A 17,177-nucleotide genomic window follows, 5' to 3' on the forward strand; every position below is an offset into this window, starting at 1 on the left:
CGAGGCCGCCTCGCTCAGTGCTGCGGCATACGCCACGTCATCCAGCACTACGGCGTGGCCGTCAATGGCGCGTTGCCGGTAATCCGTGCCGTCGATCCGTACGGTCTGAAAGTTCGCGGCCATGGCGTGAATCTCGCGCAGGAAGTCCTGGGCGGCGAAGCGTCCCTCACCGAGCGCGTTGGGCGGGGTATTCGAAGTGGCCGCCAGGCGCGTCCCGGTGGGGACGAGTTCGCCGAGCAGTCGCGTCATGACCATCGTGTCTCCGGGATCATCGAGTTCGAACTCATCGATGCACAGGAGATCGGCTCCGCGGAAGAGTTCGACCGTCCTCTGATATCCGAGCGCCCCCACGATCGCCGTGTACTCGATGAACGAGCCGAAGTACTTCCGCCGCGCGGGCACTGCGTGATAGATCGACGCGAGCAGGTGGGTCTTGCCGACGCCGAACCCACCGTCGAGGTACACGCCGGGCTTCATCTCCGGCGCCCTCTTCGCCCTTCGAAAGACACGGGCGCGGTCGACGGGCAACCCTCCGCGGCTGAAGGCGACGAGCAGATCCTTCGCCTCCTGCTGCGACGGGTACTGCTCGTCGACGCGGTAGGTCTCGAACGTCGCACGGTCGAACTGCGGGGGCGGAACCAGTGCGGCCACCATTTCGGCCCCCGTCACCTGAGGGTTCCGGTCGCTGAGATGTACGATTCCGGGCGCGGCGGTGTTCACTCGTCAACACTAGACGGGGCGAGCCCGCGACGCAGATCGTGCCGGTCCAACCAATCCTCGATTGCGAGCGTCCATCGATCCTGATCGTAATTCCAGAGCTTCGTGTGCCGCGCGGTGTTGAAGACCTGCAATTCGACGAGGTCGGGACGCGCTCGGGCCAGCTGGTGTGAAGCATCCGCCGGCACGAATCCGTCGTCGTTGCTGTGCAACACCAGAATCGGATGCTGAAGCTCCCCCGCCCGGGCGATGACGTCGAGCCGATCGAACGGGATCCCGGAGTCGGCACCGGTCGCTGCCGCTGCCCAATCGGCCCCGAGCGCTCCGATCGTCAGGCCGACCATGGGGCTCGGCAGGCCCACGAGGCGGGCCTGGTGCGTGAGGACGGTCCGCCAATCGACGACGGGCGAATCGAGAACGATCCCCGCGATCAGCTCTCGATGCGCCGGCGCGAGCGCCGTCTGCAGAGCGATCGCACCGCCCATCGACCACCCCATGAGGATGATGCGCGTCGCACCGCGGCCGCGAGCCCAGACGATCGCGGCATCGATGTCGCGCCACTCCGTCGCGCCGAGCGCATAGGTGCCGGTGCGGGATCGGGGGGCGTCACCGTCATTGCGGTACGACACGAGGAGTGAAGAGATGCCGCGGGCATGGAACAGCGGCACGGCTCTCAGGCACTCCGCGCGGGTCGTGCCACGACCGTGAATCTGAATGACCCACGTGTCCGTGTCGGTTGCCGCCGGGAACACCCACGCCGGACACGCACCAAGGTCGGTCGGAATCTGGAGGTCTTCGAAGGGTAGGTGCAACTCTTCCGGACGCCGGTAGTACCAGCCGCTGAAGGCAGCCTCGGCGCTCAAATGCGCCTGCAGCCCGATCTGAGTCAGGAGCTTGCGCGTAACGGTCGTGTCGGTCTCGCCGAGCACGGAACCCATCTTCAGATAGTCCGTCGTCCCCGTGGTGAACAGCCCATACCGTCCTGGGAGGGCCGTATCGGGCGTACGGCTGAGCGTGATGGTCTGCGCAGCGACATCGACGTCGACGATGCGCGTGTCCGGACGGCGGTCGGCGGGCGTGAGGACGCGACGCGCGAGCCTGATCGACACGAACGACAACATGACCAGAACGCCGGCCAGGCCAGAAGCGAGCGCAATGAGGACGGTGCGCAGTACCGCCCACCTGCGCGATGTTGCGCCGCCGGGCCCGGCGCGCCTCGATCCGATCATCGTCGGCCCACTCTAGTCTGTCGACGTGGATGATCCCCGTCCCCCGGCTGGCCCCCCGGCCTTCGCGACCGTTGCCGACGCTCTGCGTGCCATGACGTTCCGATCAGACTTCACGGTACGCGAGATTTCCGCGCCGGCCTCGATCGCACCCGACGCCTTCGCCCTTGCCGGCGACGTTCGCCCCGATAGGCACGCTCTCGACTCCGAGTACGGGACGGGTCGGTTCATCCTGCTCCACGACAGCAGTGCTCCGGATGCTTGGGGCGGACCCTGGCGGATCGTCTGTTTTGCGCAGGCGCCGCTGGAACCGGAGATCGGCACGGACCCACTGTTGGCCGATGTGGCCTGGTCGTGGCTGATGGATGCCCTGAACGCCCGTGGCGCTGATTTCGATTCGGCATCCGGAACGGCGACCAAGACCCTGTCGAAGGGATTCGGCACACTCTCGGCGGAAGGCGACGGCGCTCAGATCGAGCTCCGCGCCTCGTGGACACCCCGGGGCGACGTGCTGGCACACGCGGATGCGTGGGCCGAGCTGGTCTGTATGTTGGCCGGGCTCCCGCCGGGGTCCGAGGGCATCGCCCTCATCGCCGCAAGCAGGGCCGAGGGCGGGCGCGGGAACCCGCGTGACTGAATACACCGTCGTCTCCGATCAGACGGAGCTGGCGGATGCCGCCAACCGGTTACACGCAGGAACCGGTCCCGCAGCTGTCGACGTGGAGCGGGCCTCCGGGTTCCGCTATTCGCAGCGGGCCTATCTGATCCAGGTCTTCCGTCGGGGCGGCGGCGTCTTCCTCTTCGATCCGCCCGCGATCGGCGACCTGCGACCGCTTCAGGATGCGATCGGAGGCGTCGAATGGATTCTGCACGCCGCGAGCCAGGACCTTCCATCGCTGCGCGAGGCGCAGCTGAACCCCCGGTCCATCTTCGACACGGAATTGGCGGCGCGTCTGCTCGGCCACGAGCGAGTCGGGCTCGGCGCGGTGGTCGAGGACACACTGGGCATCACCCTGGCCAAAGAGCACTCCGCTGCCGACTGGTCGACTCGCCCTCTTCCGCAGTCCTGGCTCGAGTACGCCGCCCTGGACGTCCTCCACCTCGTCGACGTCTACGACGCGCTGCTCACCGAGCTCGACGAGCAGAACAAGCTCGAGATCGCCGATGAAGAGTTCGAGGCCGTCCGTACGCGACCTCTCAAGCCCGCGCGCGAGGATCCGTGGCGACGATTGAGCGGCCTGCACACCGTACGGGGCCGACGCGCGCTTGCGGTGGCCCGCGCTCTCTGGATTGCACGCGAAGAGTTCGCGCGCGAGCAGGACATCTCGCCCGGTCGGCTCGTACCCGATCGATCCCTCCTCGCGGCCGTCACCGCGGATCCCGCCTCGAAGCAGGATCTCGCCCGCCTGAAGGAGTTCAACGGCCGAGCCAGCCGGTCCCAGCTGGACCGATGGTGGGCCGCGATCGAGGTCGGCCGCGCCGATCCCAACTTGCCGGAGGCGCGTGTCCCCGGCGACGGGATGCCGCCCCCGCGCGCCTGGATCGACCGGAATCCGGCCGCCGATGCACGTCTGAAGGCCGCACGCCTGCGCGTGGAACAGATCGCTGCTGACCTGCACATGCCCACCGAGAACCTCCTCACTCCCGACACGCTGCGCCGCGTCGCGTGGACGCCGCCCGAGACGGTGGACGCGGCATCCATCGCGACCGAGCTGTCCGCACACGGTGCCCGCTCATGGCAGATTCAGCGCACAGCCGCGGAGATCGCGGAAGCGTTCGCCGATTCGCTGAATCCGCCGGCGGAGGGGCCCCCGGCTGATTCCTAGACTCGGACCCGTCACGGGATTCGGCGACGAGGAATCTGCTGCCTTCAACCGAAACCCGTGCACGGAGCGAACATTCGGTGACGCCTGGGGGAAGGATCGGTGCCAGGGCCTCGATCTGCACGGATGCCGGACCCGTACGCGGCATCCTGGCACTGTGATCGAAACCGTCACCTCCATGTTCGGTAGCGCCAATATGAACTCACTGATTAAGTCCGGCGGCGCGGTGCTGACTGTGCTGCTCGTCGTTCCAGCCGTATTCAAGCTCGTGATCGTGACGATCGACGAAGGCGAAGCGGCCATCCGCACCCGCAACGGACGCCCGATCATCCGGAAGCGGGCCCGCGGAACGCATGTCGCGGGCGAGGTCGTCGTCCTCGGCCCGGGTTCGCACGCGGTCTTCCCGATCCTCGCCTGGTACCGCCGTGTGGATACGCGCGTGCGGTCGACCGACCTGCCGGCGCGGCAGTTGACCGGGAGCGCGGGGCAGCAGCATCTGGTCCACGCCTCGTTCGATTGGCGTCCAGTCGTCACCGGCGCTGACCTGCGGGTGTTCGAGCTCGAGGTCGTGCATGTCACTGAGCGCACCGGGAACATCGTGGGCGCGGCATTGCGTGATCTCGTGCGCAGCGACGGACGGCTCGAATTGCCCATGAACGTCGATCTGTCCGCTGCGGTCCTTGACGCCTGCGCCGACCGCGTGCGGACCGCCTGCGGTATCGAGCTGCTCTCGGTCGTGATCACCGGCGATGCGCTCACCGACGGCTACCTCCTCGCGACCGCATTCTCCGGCGCCGCAGTTGGCCCGGCAGACGATCTCACGACCGCGCGAGCGACCGCCGTCCTCTCAGCGCATCTCGCCCGCACCGCCTGACTGCGAGCGCCCGGCTCACCCCTCTCTACGCTCCTGGGGCGGGCTCATCGTCCAGATCGCGCCGGTGTCGGCAGAGGGCCGGGCGACCGGGATGCGGGTGCCCAGCACCTGCGCGACGACATCCTGCGCGATCTTCGCGGCGGAAAGCCCCGCATCCGCGAGAACCTGTTCGCGGGTCGCGTGCCCGATGAACGCATCGGGCAAACCGAGTTCGTCCACCGCGGTGTCGACGCCGGCCTCGCGCAACACCTGCCGCACCCGCGTGCCCACTCCGCCGACGCGGATGCCGTCTTCGATCGTGATCACGAGGCGGTGGGATGCCGCAAGCGACACGATCGACGGCTGCACCGGGATGGCCCAGCGCGGGTCGACGACTGTCGCGCCGATGCCCTGAGCTCGCAATCGTTCCGCGACCTCCATAGCGAGGTGCGCCATGGGGCCGATCCCGACCAGCAGCACGTCCTCCTCGCCGTCTCGGGAGAGAACATCGGTGCCGTCCGCGAGGCGCTCGACTGCGGGTAGCTCGGCACCCACCGCCCCCCGCGGAAATCGCACCACCGTCGGCGCATCCGAGACCTCGATCGCCTCGTCGAACTCTTCTCGCAGCCGGGCCGCATCACGGGGAACGGCAATGCGGATGCCGGGGACGAGCTGCAGCATCGCCAGATCCCAGATGCCATGGTGACTGGGGCCATCCGGTCCGGTCACGCCGGCGCGGTCGAGGACGAAGGTCACACCTGCCTTGTGCAGCGCGACATCCATCATGACCTGATCGAAAGCGCGATTCATGAAGGTCGCATAGATCGCGACCACGGGGTGCAGCCCGCCGAACGCCATCCCGGCGGCGGATGCTGCGGCGTGCTGCTCTGCGATTCCGACGTCGTAGACGCGGTCCGGAAACTGCTGCGCAAACGGCTGCAGGCCCGTCGGGCGCAGCATCGCCGCCGTTATTGCGATGACGTCGGCGCGGCGCTCCCCGGCATCCACGAGCGCATCCGAGAACACGTCGGTCCACCCGACCGACGACGATGAGCCGAGCGGTTCGCCGGTGGCCGGATCGATCTTTCCCACCGCGTGGAACTGGTCCGCCTCGTCGTTGCGCGCAGGCTCGTAGCCGCGGCCCTTCTCGGTGATCACGTGGACGATGACGGGTGCGCCGAGGGCTTTCGCAAGGGTCAGGGTCTCGGTCAACGCGGCGATGTCGTGTCCGTCGATCGGGCCGAGGTATTTGATGTCGAGGTTGGAGTAAAGGGCTTCGTTGTTCGTGAATCGCGAGAGGAACCCGTGAGTACCGCCCCGCACGCCACGGTAGACCGCGCGACCGGCGGGACCCAGACGGCGGAAAACGGAGTACGACCCGCGACGGAGATTCTCGTAGCTCTCTGTCGTGCGCACGCGGTTGAGGTAGCGGGCCATACCGCCGATCGTGGGGGCATAAGACCGACCGTTGTCGTTGACGATGATGACGAGGTTGCGCTCGTTGTCATCGGAGATGTTGTTGAGTGCCTCCCAGGTCATGCCACCCGTGAGCGCCCCATCGCCGACGACGGCCACGACGTGGCGGTCCTTGCGGCCGGTGCGGGTGAAGGCGCGTGAGATGCCGTCGGCCCAGCTCAGGGAACTCGACGCATGAGACGACTCGACGACATCGTGTTCGCTCTCGGAGCGCTGCGGATAGCCGGCGAGTCCCCCTCGCGAGCGAAGTTCGGTGAAGTCCTGGCGGCCCGTGAGAAGCTTGTGCACGTACGACTGGTGGCCGGTGTCGAAGACGATCGGATCGTTCGGTGAGTCGAAGACGCGGTGCACCGCGATGGTCAATTCGACCACGCCGAGATTCGGACCCAGATGCCCACCCGTGCGGGAGACGTTCTCGACGAGGAAGTCGCGGATCTCCTGAGCGAGCTCGATCAACTGTTCCGGGGAGAGGACGTCGAGGTCGCGCGGACCGTTGATCGAGGCGAGGACACTCATCAGAACAGTCTACGTCGTGCGGCGCGAGAGCCCCCGGCATCGCAGCGCGATGCCGGGGGCTCTCGCAGGTCGCTCACACGAGCGAGCGCAAGACGTACTGCAAGATGCCACCGTTGCGGTAGTAGTCCGCTTCGCCGGGTGTGTCGATGCGCACGACAGCCTCGAACGTCACCGGCTGCTTGCCCTCGGGCGAGAACTCACTGGGCGCCGCCGTGACCGTTACGGTTTTGGGGGTGACGCCTTCGTTCAGCTTGGTGAGGCCCTCAATCGAGACGATCTCGGTACCGTCCAAACCCAGCGACTTCCAGCTCTGCCCCGCCGGGAACTGCAACGGGACGACGCCCATGCCGATCAGGTTCGAGCGATGGATACGCTCGAAGCTCTCGGTGATGACGGCCTTCACACCGAGGAGCGACGTTCCCTTGGCCGCCCAGTCGCGCGACGACCCGGAACCGTACTCCTTGCCGCCGAAGACGACGAGCGGCGTCCCCTGGGCCTGATAGTTCTCACACGCGTCGTAGATGAAGGACTGCGGTCCGCCGTCGAGCGTGAAGTCGCGGGTGAATCCGCCCTCGACGATCTGTCCGCGGTTGACGGCCGAGACAAGTTCGTTCTTCAGACGGATGTTCGCAAAGGTTCCGCGGATCATGACCTCGTGATTGCCGCGACGCGACCCGTACGAGTTGAAGTTCTTCTGTGCGACTCCGTGTTCCGTCAGGTACTGCGCCGCCGGCGTCCCGGCCTTGATGTTGCCGGCGGGCGAGATGTGGTCAGTCGTCACCGAGTCGCCGAGGGTCGCCATCACACGGGCACCGGTGATGTCGGTCACGGGCGTCAGCTCCATCGACATGCCCTCGAAGTACGGTGCCTTCCGCACGTAGGTCGAGTCGGCATCCCATTCGAAAATCGGGCCAGTGGGCGTCGGAAGGTTCTTCCATCGCTCGTCACCGTCGAACACCGTGGCGTACTGCTTGATGAACTGCTCGCGCGAGATCGACGAGTCGATGACGTCCTGAACCTCGTCGGGCGACGGCCAGATGTCCCTCAGGAACACGTCGTTGCCCGCCGTGTCCTTGCCCAGCGGATCGGTCTCAAAATCGAAGTGCATCGAGCCCGCCAGTGCATATGCGACCACGAGAGGCGGCGAAGCAAGGTAGTTCATCTTCACGTCTGGGCTGATGCGGCCCTCGAAGTTGCGGTTGCCGGAGAGGACGGCGGTGACCGCCAGGTCGTTCTCGTTGATCGCGGCCGAGACCTCTTCGATGAGCGGACCGGAGTTGCCGATGCAGATCGTGCAGCCGTATCCAACCGTGTAGAAGCCGAGGCTCTCGAGCGACTTGTCCAGGCCCGACTTCTCGTAGTAATCGGTGACGACCTTCGACCCAGGCCCCAGCGTCGTCTTGACCCACGGCTTCTGTTTCAGCCCCTTGTCGACGGCCTTCTTGGCCAAAAGGCCCGCCGCCAGCATGACTGACGGATTCGAGGTGTTCGTGCACGACGTGATGGCGGCGAGCGTCACGGCGCCGTTGTCGAGCAGGTATGAGTGCCCCTCAGGGGTCGTCACCTTGACGGGGTTGGATGCCGCGGCCGGCGCTCCGCTCGAGATGTGGACGTCGCGGGTCTCGGGCTCCTCGTCGCCCGGGACGGCGCCGGGGTCAGATGCCGGGAAGGAGTGCTTTGACTCGAGGTCGACGATGTCGTTCGAGACCGATGCCGTCGCGTAGTTCAGGATGTCACGCTCGAACTGGGTCTTCGCCTCGGAGAGCAGGATGCGGTCTTGCGGGCGCTTGGGTCCGGCGATCGAGGGGACGACGGTCGCAAGGTCGAGTTCCAGGTACTCGCTGAAGGTGGGTTCGTGCGCCGCGTCATGCCAGAGCTTCTGCTCCTTGGCGTACGCCTCCACCAGGGCGATGGTCTGCTCGTCGCGGCCGGTGAGACGCAGGTAGTCGATCGTCACATCATCGATCGGGAACATGGCGGCAGTCGACCCGAACTCCGGGCTCATGTTTCCGATCGTCGCGCGGTTCGCCAACGGCACAGATCCGACACCGGCTCCGTAGAACTCAACGAACTTGCCCACCACGCCGTGCTCGCGAAGCATCTCCGTGATCGTCAGCACGACGTCGGTCGCGGTGACACCGGCGGGGATCGCGCCGGTCAGCTTGAAGCCGACGACACGCGGGATGAGCATCGACACGGGCTGGCCGAGCATGGCCGCCTCCGCCTCGATCCCTCCGACACCCCAGCCGAGAACGCCCAGACCGTTCACCATGGTGGTGTGCGAATCGGTGCCGACACATGTGTCGGGGAAGGCGCGCAGCACGCTTTCGCCGGCCGTGGAGCTCGGAGACCAACGGTCATAGACGACCTTGGCCAGGTGTTCGATGTTGACCTGATGAACGATGCCCGTACCCGGGGGGACAACCTTGAAGTCGTCGAATGCGGTCTGTCCCCATCGCAGGAACTGGTACCGCTCGCCGTTGCGCTCGTACTCGATCTCGACGTTGCGCTCCAGAGCATTCTCCGTACCGAACAGGTCGGCGATCACGGAGTGATCGATCACCATCTCGGCCGGCGAGAGCGGGTTGATCCTCGTCGGGTCTCCCCCGAGCGCGGTGACCGCCTCCCGCATCGTGGCGAGGTCGACGATGCACGGAACACCGGTGAAGTCCTGCATGACCACACGCGCCGGAGTGAACTGGATCTCGGTGTCGGGCTCCGCGTCGGCATCCCAGTTGCCGAGCGCCTCGATCTGCGCCTTGGTGACGTTGGCGCCGTCCTCCGTGCGCAGCAGATTCTCCAGCAGCACCTTCAGGCTGAACGGGAGCTTCTCATAGCCGGCGACCGTATCGATGCGGAAGATCTCATAGTCGGTGCCGCCGACTGTCAGGGTGCTCTTGGCTCCGAAGCTGTCAACAGTGGACACGTCTGCTCTCCTTCGTCGGCGGATGCACGAGCATACGGCTCTGCTCTCCCATCTTCCCCGCCCTTGTCGCGATGGGCTAGTGAGGCGCGCCTAATCGCACCGAACGAGGAATGATTTATCTTGATGTCAAGATAAATCTATCACTCCGTCACGGGCCTGTAGAGTGCGCGAGTGGTGAGCCAGGTCACCGCCACCAATGGCGCGAACAGGGGCAGTCCCATCACCAGCTTCAGGGTGCCGAGCGTCGCTACATCCCCGGCGAGGTAAAGCGGCAGCTGCACAGCGAGACGCCCGAAGAAGAGCGCTGCCCAGGCGACCGCGAGCCAGAAGAACGCGCGACGCTTGCGCGGATCGGCGCGCCACGCGGTCCCCTCATTCGTGAGGAAGCCGATGGCGAGTCCGATCAGCGACCACCCGATCAGCGCCGAGACGAGCAGGGCACTCCCATAGACGGCGTTCGTGACCAGGCCGGGGACGAAATTGTCCTGCCCACGGCCCGTGAACAGGGCCAGCGCCGCGGCGAGCCCGGTCGCAAAGAGCCCCCCCAAGGCGGCGCTGACGGGTGAACGCTGCAGCAGCCGCGTGGCGGTGAAGACCGCCGCAATGCCAACAGAGACCGTGAGCGCCAGTGGGAGCTCCGCCGTGGCCGTGAACAACACGAGGAAGGCCAGGCTCGGCAGCACCGATTCCGCCACGCCGCGCCAGCCGCCCATCGCATGCCACACGACGTGCCCTGTCGATGCATCCTTCGCGGGGTCGAGTCCCGCCTTGCGGGCGGCCGAGCCCAAGGCCTGGCCGACCAGTTCGGATGCGCTCGGATGCGCGGACTCTTCCGGCGCCGACGGCGTGATGCCCGGACCGCTCATGCCGTTCCCGGGGCGGCCGGCATCTTCAGGGGAATGAGATCCCGCGGCGGCATCGGCGATCCGCCGCGGACCACCACGATCGAGCGGAACAGATTCTCGACTGCCGCCGCCGCCGCCACATCGCTCGTCGCTGAGCCCCCGATCACACCCCGGAGGAACCAGCGAGGGCCGTCTACGCCGACGAAGCGAGCCAGACGCTTCCCCGTGGAGCCATCGGAACCGGCGACCGGCACCTCGGCGAGGAGCTCCGGACCCAGCGGCCCGTCGCGTTCCTCGACACGTCCGCCCTGCTGGCGGATCTGTTCGCGGATCTGGTGGCGGGTTTCGTCCCAGAGCCCGCTCGTGCGTGGGGCCGCGAAAGGCTGCACCTGCAGGGTCGATTCCGCGAAGTCCAGTCCGACCGCGACGATGCGCTTCGTCTGCTCCTCGACCTCGAGCCGCAGGTTCAGGCCTTCTCGAGGCAGCACCTTGATCCCGCCGAGATCGATGTACGGGCGAACGGGGTTGGCTTCCGACTCGTCGAACGGTCCGGTCGTCGCGCGATCTTCCCGCATGACATCCCCCGACGACTCACCGCTCATGTCGCTGCTCCTGTCTGATAACCCGTGGATCCGAATCCGGCCTCGCCGCGTGTGCTCTCCGGCAACCGGTCGACCGGAACGAACCGGACGCGCGGGATGGGCATGACGATCACCTGCGCGATCCGGTCACCCACGGCGACCTCGTAAGCGGAGGCGGAATCGGTGTTCAGCAGCGAAACCCTGATTTCGCCGCGATACCCGGCATCCACCGTCCCGGGGGCGTTGACGATCGTGATTCCGTGAGTGGCGGCCAATCCGCTGCGCGGAACGACAAAGGCGACATAACCATCGGGAAGCGCTACGCGCACGCCGGTTCCGACGAGGGCGCGCTGTCCGGGTTCGAGGCGAACGGCCTCTGCGGCCACCAGATCCGCCGCCGCATCTCCGGGATGGGCGTAAAGAGGAATGTGCGACGCGATAATGGGTACGTCCACGGAATCGATCACTACACGAGGGTAATGCACATCTCCACTGCCACAACCGTCCGTTTTCACGCCGCGCCCGTTGACTACCGTGAGCGACTCAGTCCCTCGTTGTGGGCACTGCTCAGCGCAGCCCTCGCCGCCCCGATGGTTGCGCTCGTCTTCGTCCCACTCGACGCGACGGTCGCGCTGATCGCGGGGCTGGGGGCGGCAGCGGCGTTGATCGTCGCGCTGGTCGCTTCGGCACCGATTGTCGCCGTCCGCGGTGGTGAACTCCGGGTGGGGCCTGCCCATATTCCCGTCGCACTCCTCGACGATCCCATGGCACTCACCGGTGAAGAGGCCCGCGACGCCCGCGGCCCAGGATTGCACCGCGATGCCTGGCACCTGCTGCGCCCCGGCATCGGCGGCATCGTTCAGGTGGGCATTCGCGATGACCGCGATCCTGCGTCGCAGTGGGTGTTCTCGAGCCGCACACCCGATCGCGTGGTCTCGGCGATCCGCCGCGCACAGCGGAGCTCGTCGGGCCGCTAACGGCGCGTCAGGCCGCGCACTCGATGCAGACCGCTCCTTGAGCCGATTCGTGATCGATCTGCGTCCGGTGTTTGACGAGAAAGCACTCACTGCACGTGAATTCGTCGTCCTGAGGCGGGAGCACGACGACATCCAACTCGAGATCGGAGAGGTCGGCGCCGGGGAGTTCAAACCCTGAGGGATTGTCAGCGTCCTCATCGCCGACAGTGCCGGAAAGCTTGTCCGGCACTCGCTCCTTCAGGGCCTCAATCGACTCGCTGTCGTCGTCGGTCTTGCGGGGGGCGTCGTAATCGGTAGCCATGCTCGAAACGTCTCAACTTCCAGAAGGTGCTTGGTGCCGGTCCACTCAGTGCCGATATCGACCGGGTGGGGCGGCGATAGTTTGCATGACCGCCCGACTTTTCGCAAATGCCGGGAAGCTGCCGCCGCATTCGAGTGGATGCCACGTCAGGAACTCGCGGCACGCCCGCGATATTCCCGGATGCGCCCGGGCCCTGTGACAACATGGGCGCACACGCACGGAACTGGAGGTGTGGTTCGCATGGAGCAACTCAAGGTGATCGGAACCGAAGAGGGAGTTCTCGTTCTTGCGACCGAGTCGGGCGAACGCTTCTCGTTGCCGGCGGACGAGACCTTGCGTGCTCAACTGCGCCGGCTGCAACGCGATGCCGAGCCCCGAACCGTCCGCGCGAACCCTCGAGAGATACAGGCGCACATCCGATCGGGGCTGACCGCTGAAGAGGTCGCCAGACTCCTCGGCGCCCGCGTCGAGGACGTCCAGAGATACGAGCCGCCTGTGCTCGCGGAGCGAGAACACGTCGTCGGACAGGCGCTGGCAGTTCCGGTCCTGATCGGCGGAGAGCTCGAACCCGACGCACAGCCCACTTTCGGGGCCGCCGTCCGTGCGAAACTCGCCGAAGCCGGCGCCGTCGGTGAGCGGTGGACCAGCTGGCGCGAAGAGTCAGGATGGATCGTCAAGCTCGAGTTCGCTTCGAATGATGTCGAGCACGACGCGCGGTGGAGTTTCGACCCACGACGGAGCGCACTCGCTCCCCTCAACGCCGACGCAACACAGCTCTCGCGTCAGGGCTCCCTGCCCGAAGGCCTGATTCCGCGTCTGCGCGCGCTGGACTCGTCGCCGTTGAAGGATGCTTCCCGCTTCGACAGCGGTGCTTTCGGTCCTCGCCGCTCCGAGCCCGACGCGGACATGTCGACACCCGAAGCGCGTGTGCCCGCCGCTGCCGCGGTAGAGGAAGCCGCCATCAAGCGCGCACCCGACGGCGCCGTCACTTCCGCAGAGACAGCCGATCTGCTGGAAGCACTCCGCCGCCGCCGTGGTCAGCGCGAGCCGATGCCCGGAGATGCGACGTCGTCGCATCAGACTCAGAGTCCCATCGCGCTCTTCGATGCGCTGGAACCGAGCGATTCTGACGGGGCGATTGCCGATGAAGGCACGAGCACGTCCGACGTCGATGACACCGTCATCATCGACAGTTCTCCTCGCAAGGGGCGCGCGTCGATGCCTTCGTGGGACGAGATCGTTTTCGGGGCCCGCACGGAGGATGGTTAGGCTCGGCTCGGTTCAATATGCGAAGGCGCCGAGACGGATCAGGGGGACGATTCTCTCCTGGTCGGTGAGCGAGCCGTGCTGTCCGATCATGCGCTGCGCCGACTTGTCCGCCGGGCGGTCGTCGTAGTACGCGGTCGAGGCACGCGCGGCAACCAGGACGTCGCCGATGCGCGGTGCGACCTCGGGAGCGACGGTGGGACCGAACAGCCCTGCCCGGATCGCCTCGTCGCGTGAGAGCACCCAGGCGCGCCCGCCTTCGGTCGCGCGCCACCGGTCCAGGACGCCGGCCGCGTCGTCCTCGGCGTAGAGATGCAGCATGCGCGGTTCGCCCGCGATCACTGCAACGTCGTCCAACAGCGGATCGCCCCGCTGCAGGAGTACGTGACGGCTCGGCGAGACATCGACCATGCCGTGGTCGGCGGTCACGAGGGCGCCAGTTCCTGATGCCAGGGTCTCGTCGAACCGGCGCACGTCCGCGTCCAGGGTCTCCAAACTCGACAGCCATCGGTCGCTTTCCCACCCGTGCGCATGCCCGACGGCATCCAGCTCGGACAGATACACGTAGATGAGCGCGCCCGGATGCCCGGCGGCCAGCCTCGCGGCCTCCGTGAGCCGCTCGGCGGGCGCGGTGACCCCGACGAACGTCGCACCCCGCTGGATCGCTCGGGTGAAGCCGGTAGCGGCATAGGACGGCTTCGACACGACGAAGCACGGCCGGCCCGCGGCGGCTTCCCGCGCCAGCAGCGGTTCACTGCGCTGCCAACGCGCGGGGTCCAGACCATCCGTCTCCCACCCCTGCAGTTGGTTGACGGCGCGCCCCGTTTCAGGAACGCGTGCGCTGTACCCCACGAGCCCGTGGATGCCGGGGCTCTCGCCGGTGAGCAGGCTCGTCAGCGCGGCCGCGGTCGTCGACGGGAAGACGGTGCGTACGGCATCCTTCTTCGTCATGCGTCCGCTGAGGAACCGGGCGTGACCGGCCCGCGCTGCGAGGTTGCCGCGCCCGAGCCCGTCGACCATCACGACAATCGCGGAACGTGCCTCGGGGAACCAATCCGGCGCGCCGGTCAGCGAGCCCAGCATCTGGGGCAGAACTCCGGTGAGGCTCCGGGCTGACAACGGGTCCGCGGGTAGGCTGACAGACATCGGGGCCAGTCTCGCATACGGCGCGCAGGCCCCTTCCCGGCACCGGAGGAACCCCCAGATCTATGGCAGCTTCGCGCACCGAATCGATCCCCGCAGACCACGGCCGCGTCGAGGATGTGGACGTTTCTGCGGAGATGGAGGAGTCCTTCCTCGAGTACGCCTATTCGGTGATCTATTCGCGAGCGCTCCCCGATGCACGCGACGGGCTCAAGCCCGTCCAACGCCGGATTCTCTACCAGATGGCGGACATGGGACTGCGGCCGGACCGGGGGCACGTCAAGAGCGCCCGCGTCGTCGGCGAGGTGATGGGCAAGCTCCACCCGCACGGCGACACCGCCATCTACGACACCCTCGTGCGCCTCGCGCAAGACTTCGCGCTGCGGCTGCCGCTCGTCGACGGACACGGAAATTTCGGCTCTCTCGATGACGGCCCCGCTGCGGCGCGCTACACCGAAGCGCGTCTGGCACCGGCGGCGATCGCCCTGACGGAGAACCTCGACGAGGATGTCGTCGATTTCATCCCGAACTACGATGGCCAGTTCGTGCAACCCGATGTCCTACCCGCAGCCTTTCCCAACCTGCTTGTGAACGGCGCCACCGGCATCGCGGTAGGCATGGCCACCAACATGGCTCCGCACAACCTCGTCGAGGTCGTTGCCGCGGCCACGCACCTCCTCGCGCATCCGGATGCGACTCTTCCCGAGCTGATGGAGTTCGTTCCCGGGCCCGATCTACCTGGCGGCGGGGTGATCGTGGGCCTCGATGGGATCAAGGAGGCATACGCTTCGGGCCGGGGCACCTTCCGCACCCGCGGGAAGGTGGCGGTCGAGTCGCTCGGTCCGCGGCGCACCGGCCTCGTGATCACGGAGTTGCCTTACATGGTCGGCCCGGAACGGGTAATTGAGAAGATCAAGGACGCCGTCAACGCAAAGAGGCTCACAGGGATCGCCGACGTCGTCGATCTCACCGACCGCAACCACGGTCTGCGGCTCGTCATCGGCATCAAGACCGGTTTCGACCCGGATGCGGTGCTCGAACAGCTCTACCGCCTGACGCCGCTGGAGGATTCGTTCGGCATCAACAACGTGGCGCTCGTCAACGGTCAGCCACAGACACTCGGCCTGAAAGAGATGCTCCGGGTCTACCTCGACCACCGCATCCAGGTCGTCACGCGACGCAGCCGGCACCGATTGGCGCGACGCCAGGAGCGGTTGCATCTCGTCGAGGGGCTGCTCATCGCCATCCTCGACATCGATGAGGTCATTCAGGTCATCCGCGGCTCGGACGACGGTGAACAGGCCCGCACCCGCCTGATCGATGTGTTCGAACTGACGCAGCTGCAGGCCGAGTACATTCTTGAGCTCCGTCTGCGGCGTCTCACGAAGTTCTCGCGCATCGAGCTGGAGAACGAGCGTGGCACGCTCCTCACCGAGATCGCCCAGCTCGAGGAGCTTCTGGGCAGCGACACGCGCCTGCGCGCGCAGGTGGCGCGGGAACTGGATGCGGCCGCCGACGCCTATGGGACACCCCGCCGCACGCTGCTCCTCAACGGCGGTCCTGTCCCATCCCGCGCACGAGCGGCAGCGCCGAGGGAACTCGAGATCGCAGACTCACCGTGCCGCGTGTTCTTGTCGGCGACCGGCCGAATGGTCCGCGCCGAGCTGGGCGAGAGCACACTGGGCGGCGGGGGTGTCGTGGCGCCGACCCGTCGGTCGGCACACGACGCGATCCGCGCTGCGGTCGATTCCACCACGCGCGGCTCCCTCGGAGCTGTCACCAGTGCCGGAAGGCTCGTGCGCTTCACGCCCGTCGATCTGCCGTCGGTACCCGGCAACTCCGTCCAGGCGGCGGCAGGCACGAAGGCCGACCAGTACCTGGGATTGAGCGGTTCGGAGCAGGTGGTCACCATCGTTTCGCTCGACGGCCCTGATCCGTTGGCACTCGGAACCCTTCAGGGAATCGTCAAGCGCGTGTCGACCGCTGAGCTGGCCCCGGGTAAGCCGTCGGTCGAGATCATCGCACTCAAGCCGGATGACCGCGTCGTCGGTGCCGGGCCGGCGTCAGACGACGCCGAGCTGGTGTTCGTGACGAGCGACGCGCAGCTGCTGCGGTTCCGCGCCGATGCGGTGCGCCCGCAAGGCAGGTCCGCCGGCGGCATGACCGGCATCCGGCTCACCCCCGGCGAGGGGGCTGTCTCGTTCCATGCGATCCCCATGGCGGCCGGTGCGGTCGTCGTCACGGTGGCCGGTTCCACGAGCGCGCTGGCGGGCGCAGATGCCGGCAGCGGAAAGGTCTCGGCGTTCGATGAGTTCCCCGCGAAGGGGCGCGCGACAGGGGGCGTACGAGCACATCGCTTCGTGAAAGGCGAGGACACACTGACCCTGGCGTGGGTCGGCACGGCACCTCGCGCGCTCGGCGTCGACGGCGCTCCTCAGCACCTGCCGGATGCAGGCGCGAAGCGCGATGCATCCGGCACACCTCTCGACGCCACCCTCACCGCCATCGGCGCTGCGATTTCCTGACA

At 66.9% G+C, this 17,177-nt stretch carries 15 protein-coding genes; 6 read left to right on the forward strand and 9 right to left on the reverse strand.

Annotated elements, in window-relative coordinates:
• Nucleotides 1–654: cell division protein ZapE (gene zapE, locus QZV81_RS09955; RefSeq protein WP_292836601.1), on the reverse strand; the 654-nt coding region annotated here is incomplete at its 3' end.
• A gap of 62 nt (nt 655–716) precedes the next feature.
• Nucleotides 717–1,946, reverse strand: a complete 1,230-nt coding sequence (locus QZV81_RS09960) for an alpha/beta fold hydrolase (protein WP_292836540.1) — start codon at nt 1,944–1,946, stop codon at nt 717–719.
• A gap of 25 nt (nt 1,947–1,971) precedes the next feature.
• Between QZV81_RS09960 and QZV81_RS09965 the strand changes: the two genes are divergently transcribed.
• From QZV81_RS09965 to QZV81_RS09975, 3 genes are all read left to right on the forward strand, one after another.
• On the forward strand, nt 1,972–2,580 hold the full coding sequence (locus tag QZV81_RS09965; protein ID WP_292836542.1) for a DUF3000 domain-containing protein: 609 nt from the start codon (nt 1,972–1,974) through the stop codon (nt 2,578–2,580).
• Entirely contained in the window at nt 2,573–3,769 is a 1,197-nt protein-coding gene (locus QZV81_RS09970) for a ribonuclease D (RefSeq protein WP_292836545.1), read from the forward strand. Before QZV81_RS09965 ends, QZV81_RS09970 begins: the two co-directional genes overlap by 8 nt.
• 154 nt (nt 3,770–3,923) lie before the next feature.
• Nucleotides 3,924–4,640 carry an SPFH domain-containing protein gene (locus QZV81_RS09975; RefSeq protein ID WP_292836547.1) on the forward strand — a complete coding sequence of 239 codons (717 nt, stop codon included), beginning with the start codon at nt 3,924–3,926 and terminating at the stop codon, nt 4,638–4,640.
• A gap of 15 nt (nt 4,641–4,655) precedes the next feature.
• Here QZV81_RS09975 and dxs read toward each other — a convergent pair whose 3' ends face one another.
• From dxs to dut, 5 genes are all read right to left on the reverse strand, one after another.
• Entirely contained in the window at nt 4,656–6,611 is a 1,956-nt protein-coding gene (dxs, locus tag QZV81_RS09980; RefSeq protein ID WP_292836550.1) for a 1-deoxy-D-xylulose-5-phosphate synthase, read from the reverse strand.
• A gap of 73 nt (nt 6,612–6,684) precedes the next feature.
• Entirely contained in the window at nt 6,685–9,537 is a 2,853-nt protein-coding gene (gene acnA / locus QZV81_RS09985; RefSeq protein WP_292836553.1) for an aconitate hydratase AcnA, read from the reverse strand.
• A gap of 140 nt (nt 9,538–9,677) precedes the next feature.
• A complete protein-coding gene (locus QZV81_RS09990) occupies nt 9,678–10,403 on the reverse strand; it encodes a DUF3159 domain-containing protein (protein WP_292836556.1) in 726 nt (241 codons plus the stop codon).
• A complete protein-coding gene (locus QZV81_RS09995) occupies nt 10,400–10,984 on the reverse strand; it encodes a DUF3710 domain-containing protein (RefSeq protein WP_292836559.1) in 585 nt (194 codons plus the stop codon). The genes QZV81_RS09990 and QZV81_RS09995 overlap by 4 nt, the downstream gene beginning before the upstream one ends.
• Nucleotides 10,981–11,430: a dUTP diphosphatase gene (dut, locus tag QZV81_RS10000; protein WP_292836562.1), complete on the reverse strand. Its 450-nt coding sequence runs from the start codon at nt 11,428–11,430 to the stop codon at nt 10,981–10,983. Before dut ends, QZV81_RS09995 begins: the two co-directional genes overlap by 4 nt.
• A gap of 12 nt (nt 11,431–11,442) precedes the next feature.
• Between dut and QZV81_RS10005 the strand changes: the two genes are divergently transcribed.
• The gene (locus QZV81_RS10005; protein WP_292836565.1) at nt 11,443–11,940 is read left to right on the forward strand and encodes a DUF3093 family protein; all 498 of its coding nucleotides are present in this window, start codon (nt 11,443–11,445) and stop codon (nt 11,938–11,940) included.
• A 7-nt stretch (nt 11,941–11,947) separates the two neighbouring features.
• Here the strand turns inward: QZV81_RS10005 and QZV81_RS10010 are convergent, their stop codons facing one another.
• Complete coding sequence (locus QZV81_RS10010; protein ID WP_292836567.1) at nt 11,948–12,241, reverse strand: DUF4193 domain-containing protein; 294 nt, start codon at nt 12,239–12,241, stop codon at nt 11,948–11,950.
• 240 nt (nt 12,242–12,481) lie between these two features.
• Between QZV81_RS10010 and sepH the strand changes: the two genes are divergently transcribed.
• On the forward strand, nt 12,482–13,510 hold the full coding sequence (gene sepH, locus QZV81_RS10015) for a septation protein SepH (RefSeq protein WP_292836570.1): 1,029 nt from the start codon (nt 12,482–12,484) through the stop codon (nt 13,508–13,510).
• Nucleotides 13,511–13,522: 12 nt separating this feature from the next.
• On the opposite strand, the gene QZV81_RS10020 is transcribed toward sepH, so the two are convergent.
• The gene (locus tag QZV81_RS10020) at nt 13,523–14,653 is read right to left on the reverse strand and encodes a nucleotide pyrophosphatase/phosphodiesterase family protein (RefSeq protein WP_292836572.1); all 1,131 of its coding nucleotides are present in this window, start codon (nt 14,651–14,653) and stop codon (nt 13,523–13,525) included.
• Between the two features lie 62 nt (nt 14,654–14,715).
• Here QZV81_RS10020 and QZV81_RS10025 point away from each other — a divergent pair, with 62 nt between their 5' ends.
• Nucleotides 14,716–17,175 (forward strand): DNA topoisomerase IV subunit A, encoded by a 2,460-nt coding sequence (locus QZV81_RS10025; protein ID WP_292836574.1) that lies wholly within the window; start codon nt 14,716–14,718, stop codon nt 17,173–17,175.
• Nucleotides 17,176–17,177: the final 2 nt, after the last annotated feature.

This window comes from Microbacterium sp. (assembly GCF_011620665.1).
Taxonomy (GTDB): domain Bacteria; phylum Actinomycetota; class Actinomycetes; order Actinomycetales; family Microbacteriaceae; genus Microbacterium.